This is a genomic window from Flavicella sp. IMCC45537 (assembly GCF_057197705.1).
In genome coordinates this window covers 1,700,820-1,719,654 of sequence record NZ_CM170067.1, presented here as the reverse complement: position 1 = coordinate 1,719,654, position 18,835 = coordinate 1,700,820, and the positions used below count along the sequence as shown (strand labels likewise).

The window sequence follows — 18,835 nt, the reverse complement described above, 5'->3', positions numbered from 1 at the left end:
TATATTCGAAATATTATTCAATCATTTTTTATGTCGGGTAACAAAGTATTAAATTCTGTTTTAACAATTAAAGAATCTTTGATTCCAGTTGTCTTGTTGGTTTCATTGTTGGCGTATAATATTTTTTTTGCGGAAGGTGTTCTATTGGGTGATTACTCCAACCAATACATTCTGTTGATTTCCGCATTTTGTGCATTGCTCCTGGGTTTGAATAAGAATAAGACGTTTTTTTCAATTTTCAAGGAGGTTTTTAAAAATCTTAAAAGTGTTTTGGTTCCAATTCTGATCTTGTTTTTAGTAGGCGCATTGGCGGGAACTTGGCTGGTTAGTGGTGTTATTCCAGCAATGGTTTATTATGGTTTACAGGTGTTAAGTGCAGAAATATTCTTGCCCGCTGCCGTTGTTATTTCTGCAATAATTTCTATTGCTACAGGTAGTTCATGGACTACTTCAGCAACGGTAGGTATCGCGTTAGTTGGAGTAGGAAGTGCGTTAGGAGTGCCCTCTGGGATGGTTGCAGGTGCGGTTATTTCTGGAGCATATTTCGGTGATAAAATGTCCCCTTTAAGTGATACTACAAATTTGGCTCCTGCGATGGCGGGAACGGATTTATTTACACATATTAAATATATGTCCTTAACCACAGTTCCAACATTACTAGTAACGCTATTTGTTTTTACGTTGATAAGTTTTAATTTGACTACAACAGGTGAAACAGATTTGTCAGATATGTTTAATGTGATTGAAGAAACATTTTATATAACCCCTTGGTTGTTTGTTGTTCCGGCTACGGTAGTGTGTTTAATTCTTTTGAAAGTAAAACCGTTATTAGCATTATTATCGGGTGTGCTTTTAGCGATTGTATTTTCTGTTTATTTTCAACCTGATGTTTTACTGGAAGTTTCGGATTCCTTTGTAAGAAGTATAGTCCAAGCAGTTTTTTTTGATATTGAAATAGTAACAAGTCATGAAGCATTGAACGATTTGTTTTCCTCTGGAGGGATGCAGGGAATGATATGGACAATTCTTTTGATTATAAGTGCAATGGTGTTTGGGGGAGTGATGGATGGAATTGGTGCTTTGGGGGTTGTTACAGAATATTTACTAAAACGAACAAAGTCAACTTTAGAATTGTTTTTTGCTACTGTTGGCAGTTGCTTAGGTTTGAATATTATTGCTTCTGATCAATATTTAGCTATTGTGATTCCAGGGAAAATGTTTAAAAAGGCTTTTGAAGATAAAAACCTTGCACCAGAAAATTTAAGTCGAACTTTAGAAGATTCAGGAACTGTTACCTCTGTTTTAATTCCATGGAATACTTGTGGAGCATATCAATCCTCTGTGCTAGGGGTATCCGTTTCAGAATATTTTATTTTTGCAATATTCAATTATTTAAGTCCAATTACTACACTTTTATTTGCGGCGTTTAATTTGAAAATTAAACACTTGAAGAATTAGAAAATAGTTTTTTAATGAAAATTTATATCACACAAGTATTACTTTTTTTTAGCCTTTTTTGTACATCTCAAGAATATTCTGTTGAAAAATTTCCAAATCGTGTTAGGTTGAGTTGGGAGACTGTTTCAATGTCAACAGAAGCAGATTTAGGCTTTGTAGGGATAGGTCTTGATTTATTTCATTTGGTGAAAAACACCAATACCATATATGTAGGTGTGAATTCTTATTCTGCAGTAACGGGAATAAGGCCGGGGTTGATTACACTTGGGATGTCAGCCGGTTGGAGTCCCCAATTAACTAAATCTGGACTTTTTTTGGATACTGGATTCTTTCTTGGAGGAGGAGGTGGTGGTGGTGCTGATGATGGAGGAGGTTTGATACTTCGACCTCATTTAAATTTAGAACAAAGATTTGGTGCGCTAGGGGTTCGATTTGGTGTTTCTAGGATTGATTTTCCTACAGGGAATATTTCTGGAAATCAGGTCAACGTTGGACTTACCTTAAATGGTAATAATTATTTGAAAGTTAAAGACTCCGGGTATGAATTTGTGAAACATGATGATTTAGCGGAGTCAAAGTTAAGAGTAGCCGTTGTCGGTACTTCTTATTTCAATTTATCTGATGGTTCGGTTCCAACAAAACCTGAGGTAACAAATATTGGTCTTTTAGGTATGCAATTGGAAGCAGAAATTAATAATAATTTTTATGGACTTGTAAAATTAAATGGTGCGCTTGCAGGTGGTACAGATGGGTATATGTCTATATTTTTGGGCGCTGGAGCTAAATTACCATTGGTTGCAAATTTTATGAATTTGGAGTCACGTCTTTTAATGGGACCTACTGGAGGTGGTGGTGTTGAATCTGGAGGTGGAGCTACGGTGCAAGCAGAGGCTGGATTAACGTTTCTGTTAGGTAACGGGTACGACTTAAAAATGATGACTGGTAAGACTTTTTCTCCATGGGGGCCATTTGATTCTAACCATGTAGAGATTGGGTTGGGTAAAAGTTTTGGAAGATTAAAGCCAAGAGCAGATGTTTCAGGTATGGATAAATTTAATGTAAATTCTAATGATTACTATGCGAATGATATAGCCTTGTCTATTTTTAATAGAACGTATTTTCCTCCAAAAGCTTTGAATAAAAATGGTGAGCCTTATTTGTCGAGTTTTAATTCTTTAGGGTTTGAAATCCAAAAGTATTTTGGTGATAGATTTAGTATTAATGCAGGTACTGTATGGGCTTATCAAGGTGATTATGGTGCCTATGCGGAGGGGCTTGTTGGTGCGACTTACTATCAACCTATTTTTAATAAGACTAAGGCATCTCTAAAGTTTATGGTGGGTGCAGCTGGTGGCGGTGCATTGGACTTAGGAGAGGGCTTGTTATTTGAATATGCAATTGGTGTTGAACGAGAATTGAGTGATAGATGGGATCTACTTGTTCACTTTGGTCAAACCCAGCCGTTTGAAGGGAACTTTAATCCTTTGAGTTTAGATTTTGGACTTAAGTTTCACCTGAGTCAACTGCTTAAAAAGTAGAAAAACCTAGGTGTTAAAACGTCGTTAAAAAAGTTAACGGGAGTTAAAAATAATAACAATTATCTACTACTTTTTTATCTTTGATTAGAATTATAAAAATTAAAAATGAAAAAATTAGTTAGTTTAGTCTTTGTTGCTTTTTTAGGAGGAGCAATTTCGTTAGCAGGATTTTCTTATTTGTCTAAAAACCAAAAACATGGAAGTCCAGAAACTTCGGTAGTTTCAAGTAGTTTTGTTCCGATACCAACTAGTTATCTAAGTGTTCCTAGTATAGCTGGTGAAAATACTGATTTTGTAGATGCAGCATCGAAGAGTTTAAATGCAGTGGTGCATGTAAAAAATACTTCCATTAGTACATATCATGATCCTTTTGCAGATTTCTTTTACGGAAGAGGAAATGGTGCGCCAAGAGAGAGAGAGTCTGTAGGGACTGGAAGTGGCGTTTTAATTTCACAAGATGGTTACATTGTTACGAATAATCATGTAATTGACAACGCTAATTCAATAGAAGTTACTTTAAATAATAGGAAAACTTATACTGCGGAGTTAGTGGGAGCAGATCCAGGTAGTGATATTGCTTTATTAAAAATTGAAGGGAATGATTTTGAGTCGTTAACTTTTGCAAACTCGGACGCTATTCAAGTTGGAGAGTGGGTATTGGCAGTTGGGAATCCTTACAATCTTACTTCTACAGTTACTGCAGGAATTATTAGTGCAAAGGGAAGAGATTTAGAAGGGAATTCCAATACGGAATCTTTTATTCAGACTGATGCGGCGGTTAACCCGGGAAATAGTGGTGGTGCATTGGTAAACACAAGAGGGGAATTAATAGGTATTAATACAGCGATTTCATCGCAAACAGGTTCTTTTGTGGGTTATTCTTTCGCGGTACCATCAAATATAGCGAAGAAAGTTATTGAGGATATTATGGAGTTTGGTAATGTTCAAAAAGCACTTATTGGAATCCAATATGATCCTAGAAAAGATGATTTAGAGGGAGTGAGAATTACGGCAGTTACCGACGGTGGTGGTGCTCAAGAAGCTGGACTTCAAGAAGAAGATATTATAGTTAAAATTGAAAATGTTAAGATCAGAAAATTTTCAGATTTAAAAGGACAATTAAATGCAAAAAGACCTGGTGATAAAATCCAAGTAACTGTGCTTAGAGGGGATACTACACTCACAAAAACGGTCATATTAACTGAAAATAAAACACTTCATGTTAATTTGTTAGGGTTTTCAGTTGAGGAATTGTCAAAAGCAGAAATGAAGAAACGAAAAGTTGATTCAGGGGTTAAAATTGTGAATATTAGAAACTCTGAATTAAAGGGATTAGGTGTTGTAGAAGGGGATGTGTTACTTGAAATAAATAATGAAAAAGTGACCAACGTTTCTCAAGTGGATTCCTTGTTGAAAGAAAAGTCAGAGGTTGGCTATTTAAAATTGGGTATTTTAAATTCAAAAGGAGTTAAAGAGAATTATATTTTTAGATAATAAGTATTAATTTGAGTTTTAGAGCCGTTACTCCATGAGTATCGGCTTTTTATTTGTTTTTTTATAGTGATTTAAAATAGAGGAAAGCTCCGCTATTTTTTTTACTTTTACTTTTTAAAATTGACTATAATCTAACACATATGAAATTTACTCTTTATGCTCTCATGTTGAGTGTGCTTGCGATTTCTTCATGCAAAGAAGAAAAAAAAGTAAAATTACCACCTCAGAAATTAAAAGTTGTTGAAGTAATACCGAAAACAGTTCCAATTTATAGGGAGTTTGTAGGTCAGGTTTACGGTAAAAGTGATATTCCTATTCGAGCTAGAGTTGAAGGATTTTTGGAACAAATTCATTTTAAAGAAGGTAGCACAGTTAAAAAAGGACAACTGCTTTATAGTATTGATGCAGATCCTTTTAAGCAAGATGTTGCAACTCAGGAAAGTAGATTAGCACAATCTAAAACAAGTTTAATTCAGAAAGAAAGTGATTTAGAAAGGGTAGAGCCCTTGGCAGAAATAGATGCTGTAAGTAAGCGAGAGTTGGATATGGCTAGAGCACAAAGGGATGCGGCTAGGTCTGAGGTGAAAGCTGCAAAAGCGAGTCTAGAGCTTGCTAAAATTAATTTAGGGTATACTAATATTTATTCTCCCCTAAATGGTTTGATAGGTAAAACCTTAGCTAGACAAGGAGAATTTGTCGGTAAAGATCCGAATCCAGTAATTTTAAATACTGTATCGAGAGTTGATTCTGTTCGAGTTCAATTTTTTCTGTCAGAAAATGATTATTTATTGATTGCTAGAGAATATGCTGCAGCAAAAAAGGAAAAATTTAAAGAAGAGGACTCAAAGGAGAATGTACAATTGATTTTTTCAGATAGAAGTACTTATGAGCATAAAGGTCATATTGATTTTATTGATAGAAATGTAGATCCAACAACTGGTGCAATTTTGCTGCAAGCTTCGTTTCCGAATCCTGATAGGATTATAAGACCTGGTCAGTTTGGTAGAGTGAAAATAAATATTAGAAATGCAGAAAATGCTTTGCTTGTTCCTCAAAAATGTTTGAAAGAATTACAAGGAGACTATTCTTTATTTGTTGTAACGAACGAAAATAAAGTTGAAAATAGATCTGTTGAAGTTGGTTTGTCTGTTGATGATTTTAGACTGATAAAATCAGGATTAAAACCAGGTGAAAAAATAATATTAGACGGAATTCAGAAAGTTAGAGCGGGTATGGAAATTGTTCCGGATCTAGTGGAGTTCGAAAGTAGAACTGAAAAATAAATATATGTCTGATAGTAAAGGGAATTTTTTCGTCCACCGTCCAATTGTTGCCATAGTAATAGCAATTATTATTGTTATAGTTGGAGCAGTTTCAGTAATTGGTTTGCCAATTGAACAATATCCAAATTTAACGCCACCGATTGTAGAAGTTAGAGCAACTTATACCGGTGCAAATGCTACGAATGTAGAGGAATCTGTAGCGACTCCTTTAGAGCAGGAGATGAATGGTGTAGATAATATGATTTATATGAAATCTACCAATGCCAATGATGGTACTATGGTGATTCAAGTTTCATTTGACGTAGGTACAGATCCGGATATGAATACGGTACTTGCACAGAATAGGGTGTCTGCGGCTACTGCAAAATTACCGGCAGCAGTTACAAAATATGGGGTGACTACAAAAAAATCATTACCCAATATTTTGATGCTTATCTCATTAACTTCTGAAAATCCATCTCATAATGATCAGGATTTTTTAGGGAATTATGCTTTGATCAATATAAAGGATCAATTAGCTAGATTAAAAGGTATTGGTCGTGTAGATGTTATGGGAGCAGCCAATTATTCTATGCGAATTTGGATTAAACCAGACAGACTCTCAAGATTAGGAATTACAGTTTCTGAAATGATTGATGCGATTAATCAGCAAAACTTAATTGTTCCTGGGGGGAAATTTGGAGCGGAACCTGCACCAGCAGGAACGGAGTTTACCTATACCGTGAGATTACCGGAAAGATTTAACTCACCTGAAGCCTTTGAGGAGATTGTAATTAGAACTAAATCTGATGGTTCTAATGTGAAAATTGGTGATGTAGCGAGAGTAGATTTAGGGGTGGAAACTTATAATATGATTCCTCGTTTAGGGGTCAATGCAGATGGTAGAGATTCCATTCCAAAAGAATCGGCGATTGTAGCTTTGTATCAAGCACCTGGCTCTAACGCTGTGGAGTTGGCTCAAAATGCGGTTAAAGAAATGGGGGAGTTGTCTAAAGGATTTCCAGAAGGAATGAGTTTTGATGTTTCGTTAGATTCCACCTTACCGATTACTGCAGGTATTAAAGATATTATAGTTACTCTAATTGTAGCGTTGATTTTGGTAGTACTAGTGGTCTTTATCTTTATTCAGGATTGGAGGGCAACTCTGATTCCAACATTGGCTATTCCAGTTTCATTAGTTGGAGCCTTTATGTTTTTTCCTGCTTTAGGTTTTACAATTAACGTATTGTCATTACTGGGACTAGTACTCGCCATTGGTATTGTTGTAGATGATGCCATTGTCGTTGTAGAAGCGGTTCAAGTGAATATTGCATCGGGTATGAATTCAAAAGAAGCCACATTAGATGCTATGCGTAAGGTAACAGCTCCTGTTATTGCAACAACATTGGTTTTAGTAGCGGTTTTTATTCCTGTAGCCGGAATGGCGGGTATTACTGGGTTACTCTATCAACAATTCGCAATTACTATTGTGGTTTCTGTAATTGTATCTTCGGTAAACGCCTTAACTTTGAGTCCAGCATTATGTAGCTTATTATTAAAAGAACCTAAACCTTATGGAGGCTTGTTAGGAAAATTCTTTGATGCTTTTAATAAATGGATGGGGAAGAGTACGGATTCCTACATGACTTATACTAGAATTATTTCTGGAAAGGTTAAGAGAGGAGCTATTTTTATAGTTATTTTGACTATTGGAGCAGGGATCTTCGGGAAAATGGTTCCAGGAGGTTTTATACCTGAGGAAGACATGGGGTATTTTTATGTAAACCTACAGCTTCCAAATGCTGCTTCATTACAAAGGTCTGATAAGGTTGCAAGTGATGTAGAGGCTATTTTGTTAAACTATCCAGAAGTGGAATATGTGACAAATGCAACTGGTTATAGTATGCTTTCTGGTTCTATGGCGTCTAATAATGGTTTCATGTTCGTAACTTTAAGAGATTGGTCAGAGCGTGAAGCTACGGTTAAACAGGTTATTGATAGGTTGAATGTAGAGCTGGCTCAGAAAATAAAGGGAGCCCAAGCTTTTGCCTTTGGACCTCCTGCAATTCCTGGATTAGGAAATGGATCTGGTTTTAGTATTATGGTGCAAGATAAGGGAGGTAACTCACCTGAATATCTTTCAGAAAATACCAATAAGTTTATCATGGCTGCAAATGCAAGGCCAGAAATAGGTCGTGCCTTTACCACTTTTCAGGCAACAGTACCTCAAAGGTATATGGATATTGATAAGGAGAAAGCTCTTAAATTAGGAATTTCATTAAATGAATTATATACCACAGTAGGGGCCTTTATGGGAGGGGCATATGTAAATGATTTTACTAGGTTTGGTAGATTGTATAAAACTTATATTCAGGCAGAAAATGAGTATCGTGTAGATGAGTCTCAGATAGAGAACTTTTTTATAAAAAATAAGGATGGAAATATGGTGCCTTTGTCAACAGTAGCTACAATTACACCAATTTCCGGACCTGATTATACCACTCGTTTTAATTTATTCAGATCTGTTGAGGTAACTGGAGGGCCTGCCCCTGGATATACTTCCAAACAAGCAATGGATGCTCTGAAAGAAGTTGCTGCGGAGACATTACCATCAGATATGACAACTTCTTGGAATGCGATGTCTTATCAAGAAAATAAGGCTTCAGGATCTTTAGGAACTATATTAACGTTTTCGTTGGTATTTGTATTCTTAATTTTGGCAGCCCAATATGAAAGTTGGTCGTTGCCATTTAGTATTCTTCTAGGAACGCCTTTTGCTATATTTGGAGCATTGTTTGCCCTATGGATTTCAAGACTGTTTAGTCCTTCTTTTGAGAATAATATTTTCGCTCAAGTATCTTTTGTCATGTTAATTGGGATGGCCGCTAAAAATGCCATTCTGATAGTGGAGTTTGCCAATGATGAATTTCAAAAAGGCAAAAGTTTATTTGATGCGGCTCTTGAAGCGGCGAGATCTAGGTTTAGACCGATTTTAATGACTGCTTTTTCTTTTATTTTAGGGGTTTTTCCTTTGGTAGTAGCATCCGGTACTGGTTCTGAAGCGAGAAAAGTGATGGGAATGGCGTTGCTTGGTGGAATGACCTTAGCTACATTTTTGGGCGTTTTCATGTATCCTATGTTATTTATCCTGATAGGAAAACTCGCTGGATATGAGAAAAAACGAGAGATGCAGAGATTGAATGAGTTAGAAACATCTAAAGAAGCTAATGATGAAAATTAATTTATCTACGTATATAAGTATGTTTGTAATAGGTTTGTTAATCTATTCATGTGCGGTTGGACCTAATTATCACAAACCTAAAGATCAGACCACCTCAGAATTCAGGTTTAAATCAAAAGACACTACCTTGACAGATAGTGTTGTGAATTTGAAATGGTGGGAGATTTTTCAAGACAGTGTCATTGACACCTTAGTTCGTCAGGCACTTGTGAATAATAAAAACTTATTAATTGCTGCGAGCAGGATAGAACAGGCAAGAGCCAATGTGAAATTCACCAACGCAGATAGGCTTCCGCAATTTTCGTATAATGCAAGTGCAGGAAGAAATATGGCATTTGCAAATGTTTTTCCGGATAATAAAGGCTTTAATAGTTTTAATGGAACTGTAAATGCAAGTTGGGAAATTGATTTTTGGGGGAAGTATAAACGTTCAACGGAATCGGCAAAGGCGGAGTTAATGAGTACTTTGTATGCGAAAAGGGCTATTGAAATTGCATTGATTAGTGAGATTGCGATCAATTATTTTAAGTTAATTGGCTACCGTACGCAATTAGATATTTCAAATAAAACGCTAGCGAGTCGTGACAGTACGTTAACAATAATTCAGAATAGATTTGATTTTGGTTATACCCACATTATCGACGTGAATCAGGCTGAAATTCAGAAGGCAATTGCACAGACAGCAGTACCCTATTACAAAAGGCTAATTGCGATTACTGAAAATAATTTGAGTGTACTTGTTGGTAAGATGCCTGACGATGTAAAAACAAAGGTGACTTATTATAATTATAAACTACCAGATTCTATTCCTATAGGAATTCCGTCTGAGGTTTTATTAAGACGACCAGATGTTTTACAAGCGGAACAAAACTTTAGAGTTTCGAATGCTAAAGTGGGGGTAGCACAGGCTATGAGATATCCTTCATTTAGTTTAACAGGTCTTCTAGGTTTAGGAAGTAATGAGTTGTCAACCGTGTTGGATAATGGATTAGGTTGGGGAGCTTCTGCGGGGATAACTGGTCCTATTTTTAATTTTGGGAAAAATAAAAAGAGGGTAGATATTGCCAGGGAAGTAGCAAAACAGTCCTTGTTATCATATGAAAATACTGTCTTGAATTCAATGAAAGAAGTAAGTAACTCTTTAGTAGAGATAGAAACATTGAAAGAAGAGTTAAAAGCTAGACAATTAAGATTAGACGCTGCTAATAATGCAAGTAATTTGTCCAGTCAAAGATATTATCAAGGGGTTACTAGTTATTTAGAAGTTACAGAGAATCAACGTCAAGAATTTGATGCAGAATTATCATATTCTGATAACTTTCAACAATTATTAACCGCTTATGTGAATTTGTATAAATCACTTGGAGGTGGATGGGTTTCTGAGGCGGAAATGGAAAAATATGCTGAGATAATTGCTGAAGAAAGAGATATTGAGTTGGATTCTATTAAAAGAGATACGTTGGTTTATATGGGGCAAATAGTAGATTATAAACTTACGAAAGAAGAAAAAGAACAACGAAAGCAACAGAAGGAGAAAGAAAAAGAAGCTTACAAGCAAAGAGAGAAGGAAGCAAAGAATTCCAAAAAATAATAAGAGAGAAAAGAACATCAATTTAGATGTTCTTTTTTTTTGATTATTTTTAAGTTTCAAATAGAAAATGTCTGATCATTTATTAGATTTGTATGAAATCATATATTAGAATATAAATGGGGCAGACAGTTGAAAACCAGATAGAGGAATTACGTGAGGAAATAAGAAAGCATAATTATAATTATTATGTGAAGGATATTTCAACTATTTCTGATTTTGATTTTGACATGTTGTTGAAAAAGTTAGAAGCACTAGAGCTAAAATACCCGCAGTTTTATGATAAAGATTCACCTAGCCAAAGAGTTGGCGGAGGAATAACCAAGAACTTCGAAACATTAGTACATAAAAATAGAATGTACTCCTTGGATAATTCATATTCTTTAGAAGATCTAGAGGATTGGGAAAAACGGATCAAGAAAATAGTTGAAGGACCTATAGAATATACCTGCGAATTAAAGTATGATGGTGCGTCAATTAATTTAACTTATGAGAATGGCAGCTTAGTGAAAGCCGTAACAAGAGGTGACGGATTTCAAGGAGATAATGTTACGACTAATGTGAAAACGATTCGTTCCCTGCCTTTAAAATTGACAAAACCGTTTTTAGACTCCTTTGAAATTCGTGGAGAGATCATATTGCCTTTGGATGGCTTTAATAAAATGAACGAAGCTCGAGAAGCAGAAGGGGAAGATGTTTATGCCAATCCAAGAAACACGGCGAGTGGAAGTTTAAAGTTGCAGGATAGTACTGAAGTTGCCAAAAGGCCTTTGGATTGTCTTTTATATCAGGTTGTTGTGGATCGATCGAAATTTGAGTCTCATTCAGATATTCTTAATGCGGCTGCAGAATCTGGATTTAAAGTACCAGATACCATGACTGTTACAAAAAGTGTTGAAGAAGTATTTGGTTTTGTGAACCGTTGGGATTTAGAGAGACATAATTTGCCTTATGAAACAGATGGAGTTGTAATCAAGGTAAATTCTTTAAGGCAACAAGAAGAGCTTGGGTATACAGCAAAAGCGCCACGTTGGGCAATAGCCTATAAATTTAAAACGGAGCAACAAAGTACTGTGCTTAATGAAATTACGTATCAAGTTGGTAGAACAGGGGCAATTACTCCTGTGGCTAATTTGGAACCAGTTCAGCTAGGAGGAACAACAGTGCGCAGGGCTTCTTTACATAATGCGGATCAAATTGAAAAGTTAGATATTAGGATTGGAGATTTTGTATATGTAGAAAAAGGAGGAGAAATAATTCCTAAGATTGTTGGAGTTGATTTAGAGAAGCGACCTAAACATTCTATTGAGACTGAGTATGCTACAAATTGTCCGGAATGTAATGCTGAGCTTGTTAGGAAGGAAGGAGATGCAAAACATTATTGCCCAAATGAGTTTGGGTGTCCGCCCCAAGTAACCGGTAGAATTCAACATTTTATTAGTAGAAAAGCAATGGATATTGATGGTTTAGGAGGTGAAACAGTTGAGCTTTTAAGGAAAGCAAATTTGGTCGCAAACTATGCAGATTTATACGATTTGACAGAAGAGCAAATTCTTCCCTTAGATAGAATGGCTGAGAAATCCGCTCAAAATATTGTTAGAGGAATTGAGAAATCAAGGGAGATACCGTTTGAGAAAGTATTATTTGCTTTGGGGATCAGATTTGTAGGAGAAACAGTCGCTAAAAAATTAGCCAAACACTTTAAAAATATAGATTCTTTATTTGCTGCTTCTTTTGAAGAGTTAATTTCCGTAGATGAAATAGGAGACAGAATAGCAGAAAGTATTGTGAATTTCTCTAAGGATGAAGAGAATCTTGAATTAATTGACAGGTTGAAAACCGCAGGGTTACAGTTAGAATTGTCTGCAGAAGTTCTAGAGAATCAATCTAGTTTACTTGAAGGAAAAATATTTGTGGTATCTGGAGTTTTTTATGAGCTAACAAGAAACGAATTGAAAAAAGCGATAGAAGACAACGGAGGTAAGGTTTCAAGTTCTATCTCTAAGAAAACAACTTATGTTGTGGCGGGAGATAAAATGGGACCTTCTAAATTGGAAAAAGCAACTAATTTAGGAATTACGATAATCTCAGAAGAAGATTTTATTTCAATGATTAAATAAAAAAAGGGAGCAATTATTTGCTCCCTTTTTTTAATTCCATAACCACCATTCAGTCTTTACACCAAAATAGGTACCCCAACTTCGCTTTCCTGTGAATTGAAGAAAAGGGGAATACAAATTGTCTTGCGCGTATTGATTATATTTTGCAACAGAAGCAACAAATCTAAAATGTGGTCTTGCCCATATACTTCTCTGTCCATTTGGCACAAAAACAGGAGCTATCGTGAATTTAGTCATGCTTGCTGCGGGATTATCACCATCACTTCTTCTTGAATAATGAAATTCAGTGATTAGATGAAAATGGTCTGTGAAAAAATATTCATCTCTTGCTCCAATAGTAAAGTCGACTTTTTTATTGTAAACTTCTCTACCAAAATAGGTTTTTGATAGTCCGTTTCCTGGAGCACCACCTTTACTATACGTCATGATCACATATGGGTTGATGGTATTGTTTTCGGAAGTGTGAAATACAGAATGATTCACTATTGCAAGGGAATGTGCTCCTTTAAAAGTTCTAGAAATAGTGTCTGGTGCTCCAAAAGTAGCCCAGGTTTTTGAGACTCCACCATCACCACCATTTGCAATTCTTGTACCGTATCTTATTGTAAAATCATTAAATGAACCTTCTTTCAAGTTTTTGAAATTAACATGATGTCTTGCACCAAAAACAAATCCATAATCTGAGTCGTAGTTATAAACAGGAACCTCAGGCTCTATAGGGTTGGTTGGTATCTCTTCTATTTCACTTGCATGAGCGTCTGGAATTCTGTGATACTCACCTAATAAAGTAATTCTATTTTGATCATTTAAATCAATATCATGTTCAGCGACTAAAACAGTTCTTTGCCTTAAAGCTGCACTTGGAGTTCCTGTTTTAATGTTCAGATAAAAATAGGGTGGTACAGTTGATGTAGTATCTGTTGCGGTAACAAAAATAGCAGCAAGTCTTGTTTTCTTAAATTCAATACCAAAACCTTGGCCTGAATGGTCGTTAAAATAGAAGTGATCCGCTACATGTACATCAGGTCCTCTATAAAGTCTTGATCCTATCCAAAAATTAATTCCGGTATTCTTAATATTTCTTGCTTGGACAAATAATTCAGGTATGGCAAACGTAAGTCCACCTAGACTTGATGTTGTACTGTTACCAAAGGAAGTTAAACTATTGCTATAAACAGAAAGTCTAAGTTGCATGTTGATATACGTACTATCACCTTTTTGGGGTCTGAATTGTAAAGACGGGGCGAATTCTAAATAATCTTGCTCTTCCATACGCCCACCAATACTTCCCATATTGTTTAAGTTTAGTCGACGTCCAATGGTTCTACCATGATCAAATGACCAATCTACACCAACTCTACCATAAGATCCAACTGAAACAGCTTTGTTTGTGATATGGTCATAAGCGATTTGCGATTTTGTCGTAGACGTACTTAAAATAAGTGCAGTTAAAAGTACAAAGAGTTGAAAGTTAGGTTTTTTGAAATTCATCTTTTTTCGTTTAGTTAGCAGGATAAATATAAAGAAAATATACTGTGAATGTTAAAAAATGTTAATTTTTTGCTTTCTGTATTTCTGAAGGATTGGATGAGTTTTCTATTTTGTTTTGATTATTGATTGAAACCGTCTACATTTGTTTTTATTGAATAATTTTTAGCCTGCTGTAAGTTCATCAACTTTTGGCAGCGCATTTCTTGAAAAACGAGTCTCTCTCCAGACTGATTGAATTCTTTTGAATTATGAATATGATTGATTTTATACATAGAAGTTTTATTGGATGTAGGTTGTTTTGTGTGTTTCTGTTGTTTTGTGTTTCAACAAGTATATCAGGACAAAATTCTATAGAGTTTGAGCAGTTATCCACTGTGGATGGACTGTCTCAGAATGATGTAAATTGTATTTATCAAGATAAACAAGGTTTTATGTGGTTTGGAACCCATGATGGTTTGAATAGATATGATGGCTATAGTTTTAAGGTTTTTAAACCGAATCCTAATGATGTTACTAGTATCAGTAGTAATTTGATATGGTCTATAGCTGAGGATGAAAATGGAAATCTGTGGGTTGGTACCACAGGAAATGGTTTGAATTTATACAATAGAAAAACAGAAAAGTTCACCCGATATACACATGATGATTTTAATAAACATAGTATTGTAGATAACACCATACGTGCAGTGTTTAAAGATACTAAGAATAGGCTTTGGGTTGGAACTGCCAAAGGGATAGATATGGTGAATCTAGAAATGCCACAAGATTCCATAAAATTTAGACATTTTAAATTGTCGTCAAACGAAGTGGTCTTAGGAGGTAAAAATGCGAACAGTGTAAATCAGATATTTGAGGATTCTAATGGGCAAATATGGGTAGCAGGAGCAAAAGGCTTACACAGACTGTCTCATGATGAAAACGGAAGTATTTATTTTCCTAGAGTGAACAGTATGATTGGTCTTCCAAAATTTACGCCTGTTAAGAATATCATTGAAGATTCATTTGGGAGGGTTTTAATATCTACCTCAAAAGGATTGTATAAATTACAGTTGGATCAGAATGTTTACAGAGCCGATAGATTTTCAGGCATGAGTTATGGAGAACTTGCCGTTGCGGGAGATTATTTATGGGCAGGAAGTAATAGGGGGTTAACTTATTTTAAAAATAATAAAGGTTTAAAGAAACCTAAAAGAATTAAGGAGTTTACTTACAATCCTAGGTTTCCAACAAAAAGTTTAAGTAAAAACAATGTAACATCCATTTTTGTAGATAAAACTGGAATTGTTTGGATTGGTGTTAATGGTGGAGGTATAAATAAATATGATCCAACGAGAAAGCAATTTGAAACAGTTAGGAAAACCCTAAATCCTAAAAGTCTTAGTAATGATAAAGTAAGATCAATTTATGAAGATTCTAATGGTACCTTATGGGTAGGTACTGAAGGAGGAGGTGTAAATATGATGAGAAAGAACAGAGAAAAATCCGAAGGATTTGAATTTGTGAATTTCGGATTAAAGTGGCCGGTATATTCCATCAAAGAAGTTGAAATTAATAAGAGGAAAATCTTATTGATGGGGTGTCAAGGACCTGCTGCATTGTATAAAATAGATATCACTGAAGATAAAGAAATTAAAAAATCTGACTTAATAAAGAACAATGACTTTAACAGTAGTTTATTTTCTATAGCGGATGATAGTTACGGGAATTTATGGTTTGCAACATATGGAGCCGGAATTTACAGATGGATATTGAATGAAGAAACCAATGATTTTAAGAAAGACATCCTTTCTTATAATAAAAACCAAGAAGGTAGTGTTTCAAGTAATATTATCAGAAAAGTTTTTATCGATAAAAATAAAAATGTTTGGTTTGGAACTGGTAATGGATTATGTAAATTGGATTCGGTTGAGAGTTTAAAGAAAAACCCCGTTTTTCAGGTTTTTAAGAATGATCCTAAGGATCCTTCTAGTTTAAGCCATAATTATATTTTAAATATTTTTCAATCTTCTACAGGAGACATTTGGATTGGAACTTTTGGAGGTGGTTTAAATAAAATGATAGAAGACCCTGAGTCGGGTAGTATTTCTTTTGAAGTTTATTCAGAGCTTAATGGATTGCCAAATAATGTTATCAAAGGTATTTTAGAAGATAATGATGGGAATTTATGGTTAGCCACCAATAGAGGTCTCTCTAAATTTAATCCGGTTAATAAAAGCTTTAAAAATTTTGATGTTAATGATGGACTTCAAAACGATGAGTTTGGAGAGTTAGCCGCTTGGAAAACGAAAGAGGGAAAACTTATGTTTGGAGGGGTGAGTGGTTTTAATATTTTTGACCCATCTACCATAAAAAATAATAAAGTTAGCGGTGAAACGGTAATTACTGGATTTTCAATTTTCAATAAACCTATCTCAATAGGAGAAGAGGTAAACGGAAGAGTAATCCTTACCAAAGCAATAAATGAAGTTGGAAAAATAGATTTAAAATACAGTGAAAATAGTTTTTCTTTTGAGTTTGCCTCCTTACATTATGCAGCACCCAAGAAAAATATGTTTGCCTACAAACTGGATGGCTTTAATAAACATTGGGTATATACAACCTCAGATAAAAGGTTCGCAACTTATACTAATTTAGAACCAGGAGAATATACGCTACAGGTGAAGGCCTCAAATAATGACGGGGTTTGGGATCAAACACCAACGAAATTAAAGATTAAGGTGATACCACCTTGGTGGAGTTCAAACTTAGCAAAAATAATATACCTTTTACTCTTTGCCTTAAGTCTGTTTGGTTTCAGGAGGTATACCTTAATAAGTTCCTCTAAGAAGCATGATCTAGAATTAGAACATTTAGAAAAAGAGCAACACGAAGAAATACATAGATTAAAACTAGAATTTTTCACGAATATATCTCATGAATTTAGAACTCCGTTAACCTTGATTCGTGGTCCGCTGGATTATTTAAGAAAAAAAGGTGATTCTATTTCTAAGAAAGAAGTATCTGAGCAGTATGAATTAATGTTTAAAAACGTGGATTATTTATTGCGTTTGGTAAATCAGTTGCTTGATTTTAGGAAAATGGATAAAGGTAAAATGGATTTGGTTCTTGGTGAGAGTGATATGGTTGCCTTTGTTGAAGGATTGGGAGAACCTTTCCAATTTTTGAGTTCAAAAAAGAAAATCAAATTTGAGATTTCGTCAGAAAAGAAGAGCATTAATTCATGGTTTGATTCAAATGCTTTGGAAAAGATTATTAATAATTTATTATCGAATGCATTCAAATTTACGCCTGAAAATGGTTCCGTTGATTTGATGGTTCATGATGGAGCTACATTTGAAATACCACAAGGAATTCAGGAAGTTGAAAATCAGTCTAAATATGTGATCATTCAAGTTAAAGATTCTGGCCCAGGGATTCCTAAACATAGAATTCAGCATATTTTTGAGAGATTTTATACTCAGGTTGGGAAAGCAAATTTAGATATGAAAGGTACTGGTATTGGACTTTCGTTTACTAAAAAATTAGTAGAACACCATTCTGGAATTATTGATGTAAAAAGTGATCCTTCTTATGGAACTTCTTTCTTTGTGTTTTTGCCGAAAGATAAAGAAATGTATCATGTTTCAAAAGATGTAAGTTTTAGAGATGTTAATGAGAAAGAACCTCTTGTTGGCCAGGCTGATGCGGAGACGCATGTGATGGGAGTTTTGGATGATATTGTAGATCAAAATTTATCAAGATCAAGATCTCAATTACCCGTGTTGTTGGTTGTTGATGATAATCCTGATATTAGATCGTTTATCAAAAAAGGATTAGGTGAGAGTTATTATATTTATGAAGCAGAAAATGGTGAAAAAGGTTTTGAAGTTGCAAATAAGGTAATTCCAAATATAATTATTACCGATTTGATGATGCCAATAATGGATGGAGTAGAGCTGTGTGGAAAATTAAAAACGACAAAAGAAACAAGTCATATTCCAGTAGTTATGTTAACCGCTAAAACCTCAGAAGAGTCTGAAATTGAAGGGTTGAAAATTGGAGCAGATGCTTATGTTAGAAAACCTTTTGATATGGAATTGTTAGAGTTAAAGTTGTCAAATATTTTAAAACATAGACAGAAGCTACGAAAGGTTTTTAACAGGGAAATAGTCCTTCAGCCGAAAGAAGTGACGGTAACTTCAACTGATGAAACATTCTTGCAAAAGGCTATAGAGATAGTTGAAAAACATATGATGAATTCAGAATTTAGTGTAGAGTTGTTGGTAAAAGAAATGGCTTTAAGTAGGAGTAATTTATTCTTGAAAATTAAAGAACTGACAGGTTTGTCCTCTAGTGAGTTTATCAGAAATATAAGACTAAAAAGAGCTGTTCAATTATTAGAAAAAAGTGATTTGTCGGTGAAAGAGGTAATGTATATGACAGGGTTCAATACCGCATCCTATTTCTCTAAATGCTTTAAAAAACAATTTGGGGTGATCCCTAGTAAATATGTAAGACAAGCGGACCGTGACTCTAATGAAGGGGATGATAGTGCAACTTAAACCATTTGTATCGGTTTAAAGAACATATGTATTTTAATTATTAGTTTATAAAATCAATCTTTGTAGAGAAGATGTAAATTAATATTAATTGCTAATTTATAC

General features: G+C 34.8%; 9 protein-coding genes. 8 read left to right on the top strand and 1 reads right to left on the bottom strand.

Annotated features, from left to right (window positions below; genetic code table 11):
* The first annotated feature begins 30 nt into the window (after nt 1-30).
* The 7 genes from nhaC to ligA all read left to right on the top strand — a co-directional run bounded on the left by nhaC (nt 31) and on the right by ligA (nt 12,701).
* Nucleotides 31-1,458, top strand: coding sequence for a Na+/H+ antiporter NhaC (nhaC, locus tag AC2DGP_RS07185; protein WP_484492333.1), 1,428 nt, complete (start codon nt 31-33; stop codon nt 1,456-1,458).
* Nucleotides 1,459-1,472: 14 nt separating this feature from the next.
* A complete protein-coding gene (locus AC2DGP_RS07180) occupies nt 1,473-2,996 on the top strand; it encodes a hypothetical protein (RefSeq protein ID WP_484492332.1) in 1,524 nt (507 codons plus the stop codon).
* Nucleotides 2,997-3,101: 105 nt separating this feature from the next.
* Nucleotides 3,102-4,490: a trypsin-like peptidase domain-containing protein gene (locus tag AC2DGP_RS07175; protein ID WP_484492331.1), complete on the top strand. Its 1,389-nt coding sequence runs from the start codon at nt 3,102-3,104 to the stop codon at nt 4,488-4,490.
* Nucleotides 4,491-4,630: 140 nt separating this feature from the next.
* Complete coding sequence (locus AC2DGP_RS07170) at nt 4,631-5,773, top strand: efflux RND transporter periplasmic adaptor subunit (RefSeq protein ID WP_484492330.1); 1,143 nt, start codon at nt 4,631-4,633, stop codon at nt 5,771-5,773.
* A 4-nt stretch (nt 5,774-5,777) separates the two neighbouring features.
* Nucleotides 5,778-8,993: an efflux RND transporter permease subunit gene (locus AC2DGP_RS07165; RefSeq protein WP_484492329.1), complete on the top strand. Its 3,216-nt coding sequence runs from the start codon at nt 5,778-5,780 to the stop codon at nt 8,991-8,993.
* Nucleotides 8,983-10,584, top strand: coding sequence for an efflux transporter outer membrane subunit (locus AC2DGP_RS07160; RefSeq protein WP_484492328.1), 1,602 nt, complete (start codon nt 8,983-8,985; stop codon nt 10,582-10,584). Before AC2DGP_RS07165 ends, AC2DGP_RS07160 begins: the two co-directional genes overlap by 11 nt.
* 116 nt (nt 10,585-10,700) lie before the next feature.
* Entirely contained in the window at nt 10,701-12,701 is a 2,001-nt protein-coding gene (gene ligA / locus AC2DGP_RS07155) for an NAD-dependent DNA ligase LigA (RefSeq protein WP_484492327.1), read from the top strand.
* Nucleotides 12,702-12,731: 30 nt separating this feature from the next.
* Here the strand turns inward: ligA and AC2DGP_RS07150 are convergent, their stop codons facing one another.
* Complete coding sequence (locus AC2DGP_RS07150) at nt 12,732-14,192, bottom strand: carbohydrate porin (protein WP_484492326.1); 1,461 nt, start codon at nt 14,190-14,192, stop codon at nt 12,732-12,734.
* A gap of 254 nt (nt 14,193-14,446) precedes the next feature.
* Between AC2DGP_RS07150 and AC2DGP_RS07145 the strand changes: the two genes are divergently transcribed.
* Nucleotides 14,447-18,733 (top strand): hybrid sensor histidine kinase/response regulator, encoded by a 4,287-nt coding sequence (locus AC2DGP_RS07145; protein WP_484492325.1) that lies wholly within the window; start codon nt 14,447-14,449, stop codon nt 18,731-18,733.
* Nucleotides 18,734-18,835: the final 102 nt, after the last annotated feature.

Excerpts from the sequence above, each read along its gene's own strand:
- AC2DGP_RS07170 (WP_484492330.1), top strand. The coding sequence starts at position 4,631 with ATGAAATTTACTCTTTATGCTCTCATGTTGAGTGTGCTTGCGATTTCT.
- AC2DGP_RS07180 (WP_484492332.1), top strand. The coding sequence starts at position 1,473 with ATGAAAATTTATATCACACAAGTATTACTTTTTTTTAGCCTTTTTTGT.
- AC2DGP_RS07160 (WP_484492328.1), top strand. The coding sequence starts at position 8,983 with ATGAAAATTAATTTATCTACGTATATAAGTATGTTTGTAATAGGTTTG.
- nhaC (WP_484492333.1), top strand. The coding sequence starts at position 31 with ATGTCGGGTAACAAAGTATTAAATTCTGTTTTAACAATTAAAGAATCT.
- ligA (WP_484492327.1), top strand. The coding sequence starts at position 10,701 with ATGGGGCAGACAGTTGAAAACCAGATAGAGGAATTACGTGAGGAAATA.
- AC2DGP_RS07145 (WP_484492325.1), top strand. The coding sequence starts at position 14,447 with ATGATTGATTTTATACATAGAAGTTTTATTGGATGTAGGTTGTTTTGT.
- AC2DGP_RS07150 (WP_484492326.1), bottom strand. The coding sequence starts at position 14,192 with ATGAATTTCAAAAAACCTAACTTTCAACTCTTTGTACTTTTAACTGCA.
- AC2DGP_RS07165 (WP_484492329.1), top strand. The coding sequence starts at position 5,778 with ATGTCTGATAGTAAAGGGAATTTTTTCGTCCACCGTCCAATTGTTGCC.
- AC2DGP_RS07175 (WP_484492331.1), top strand. The coding sequence starts at position 3,102 with ATGAAAAAATTAGTTAGTTTAGTCTTTGTTGCTTTTTTAGGAGGAGCA.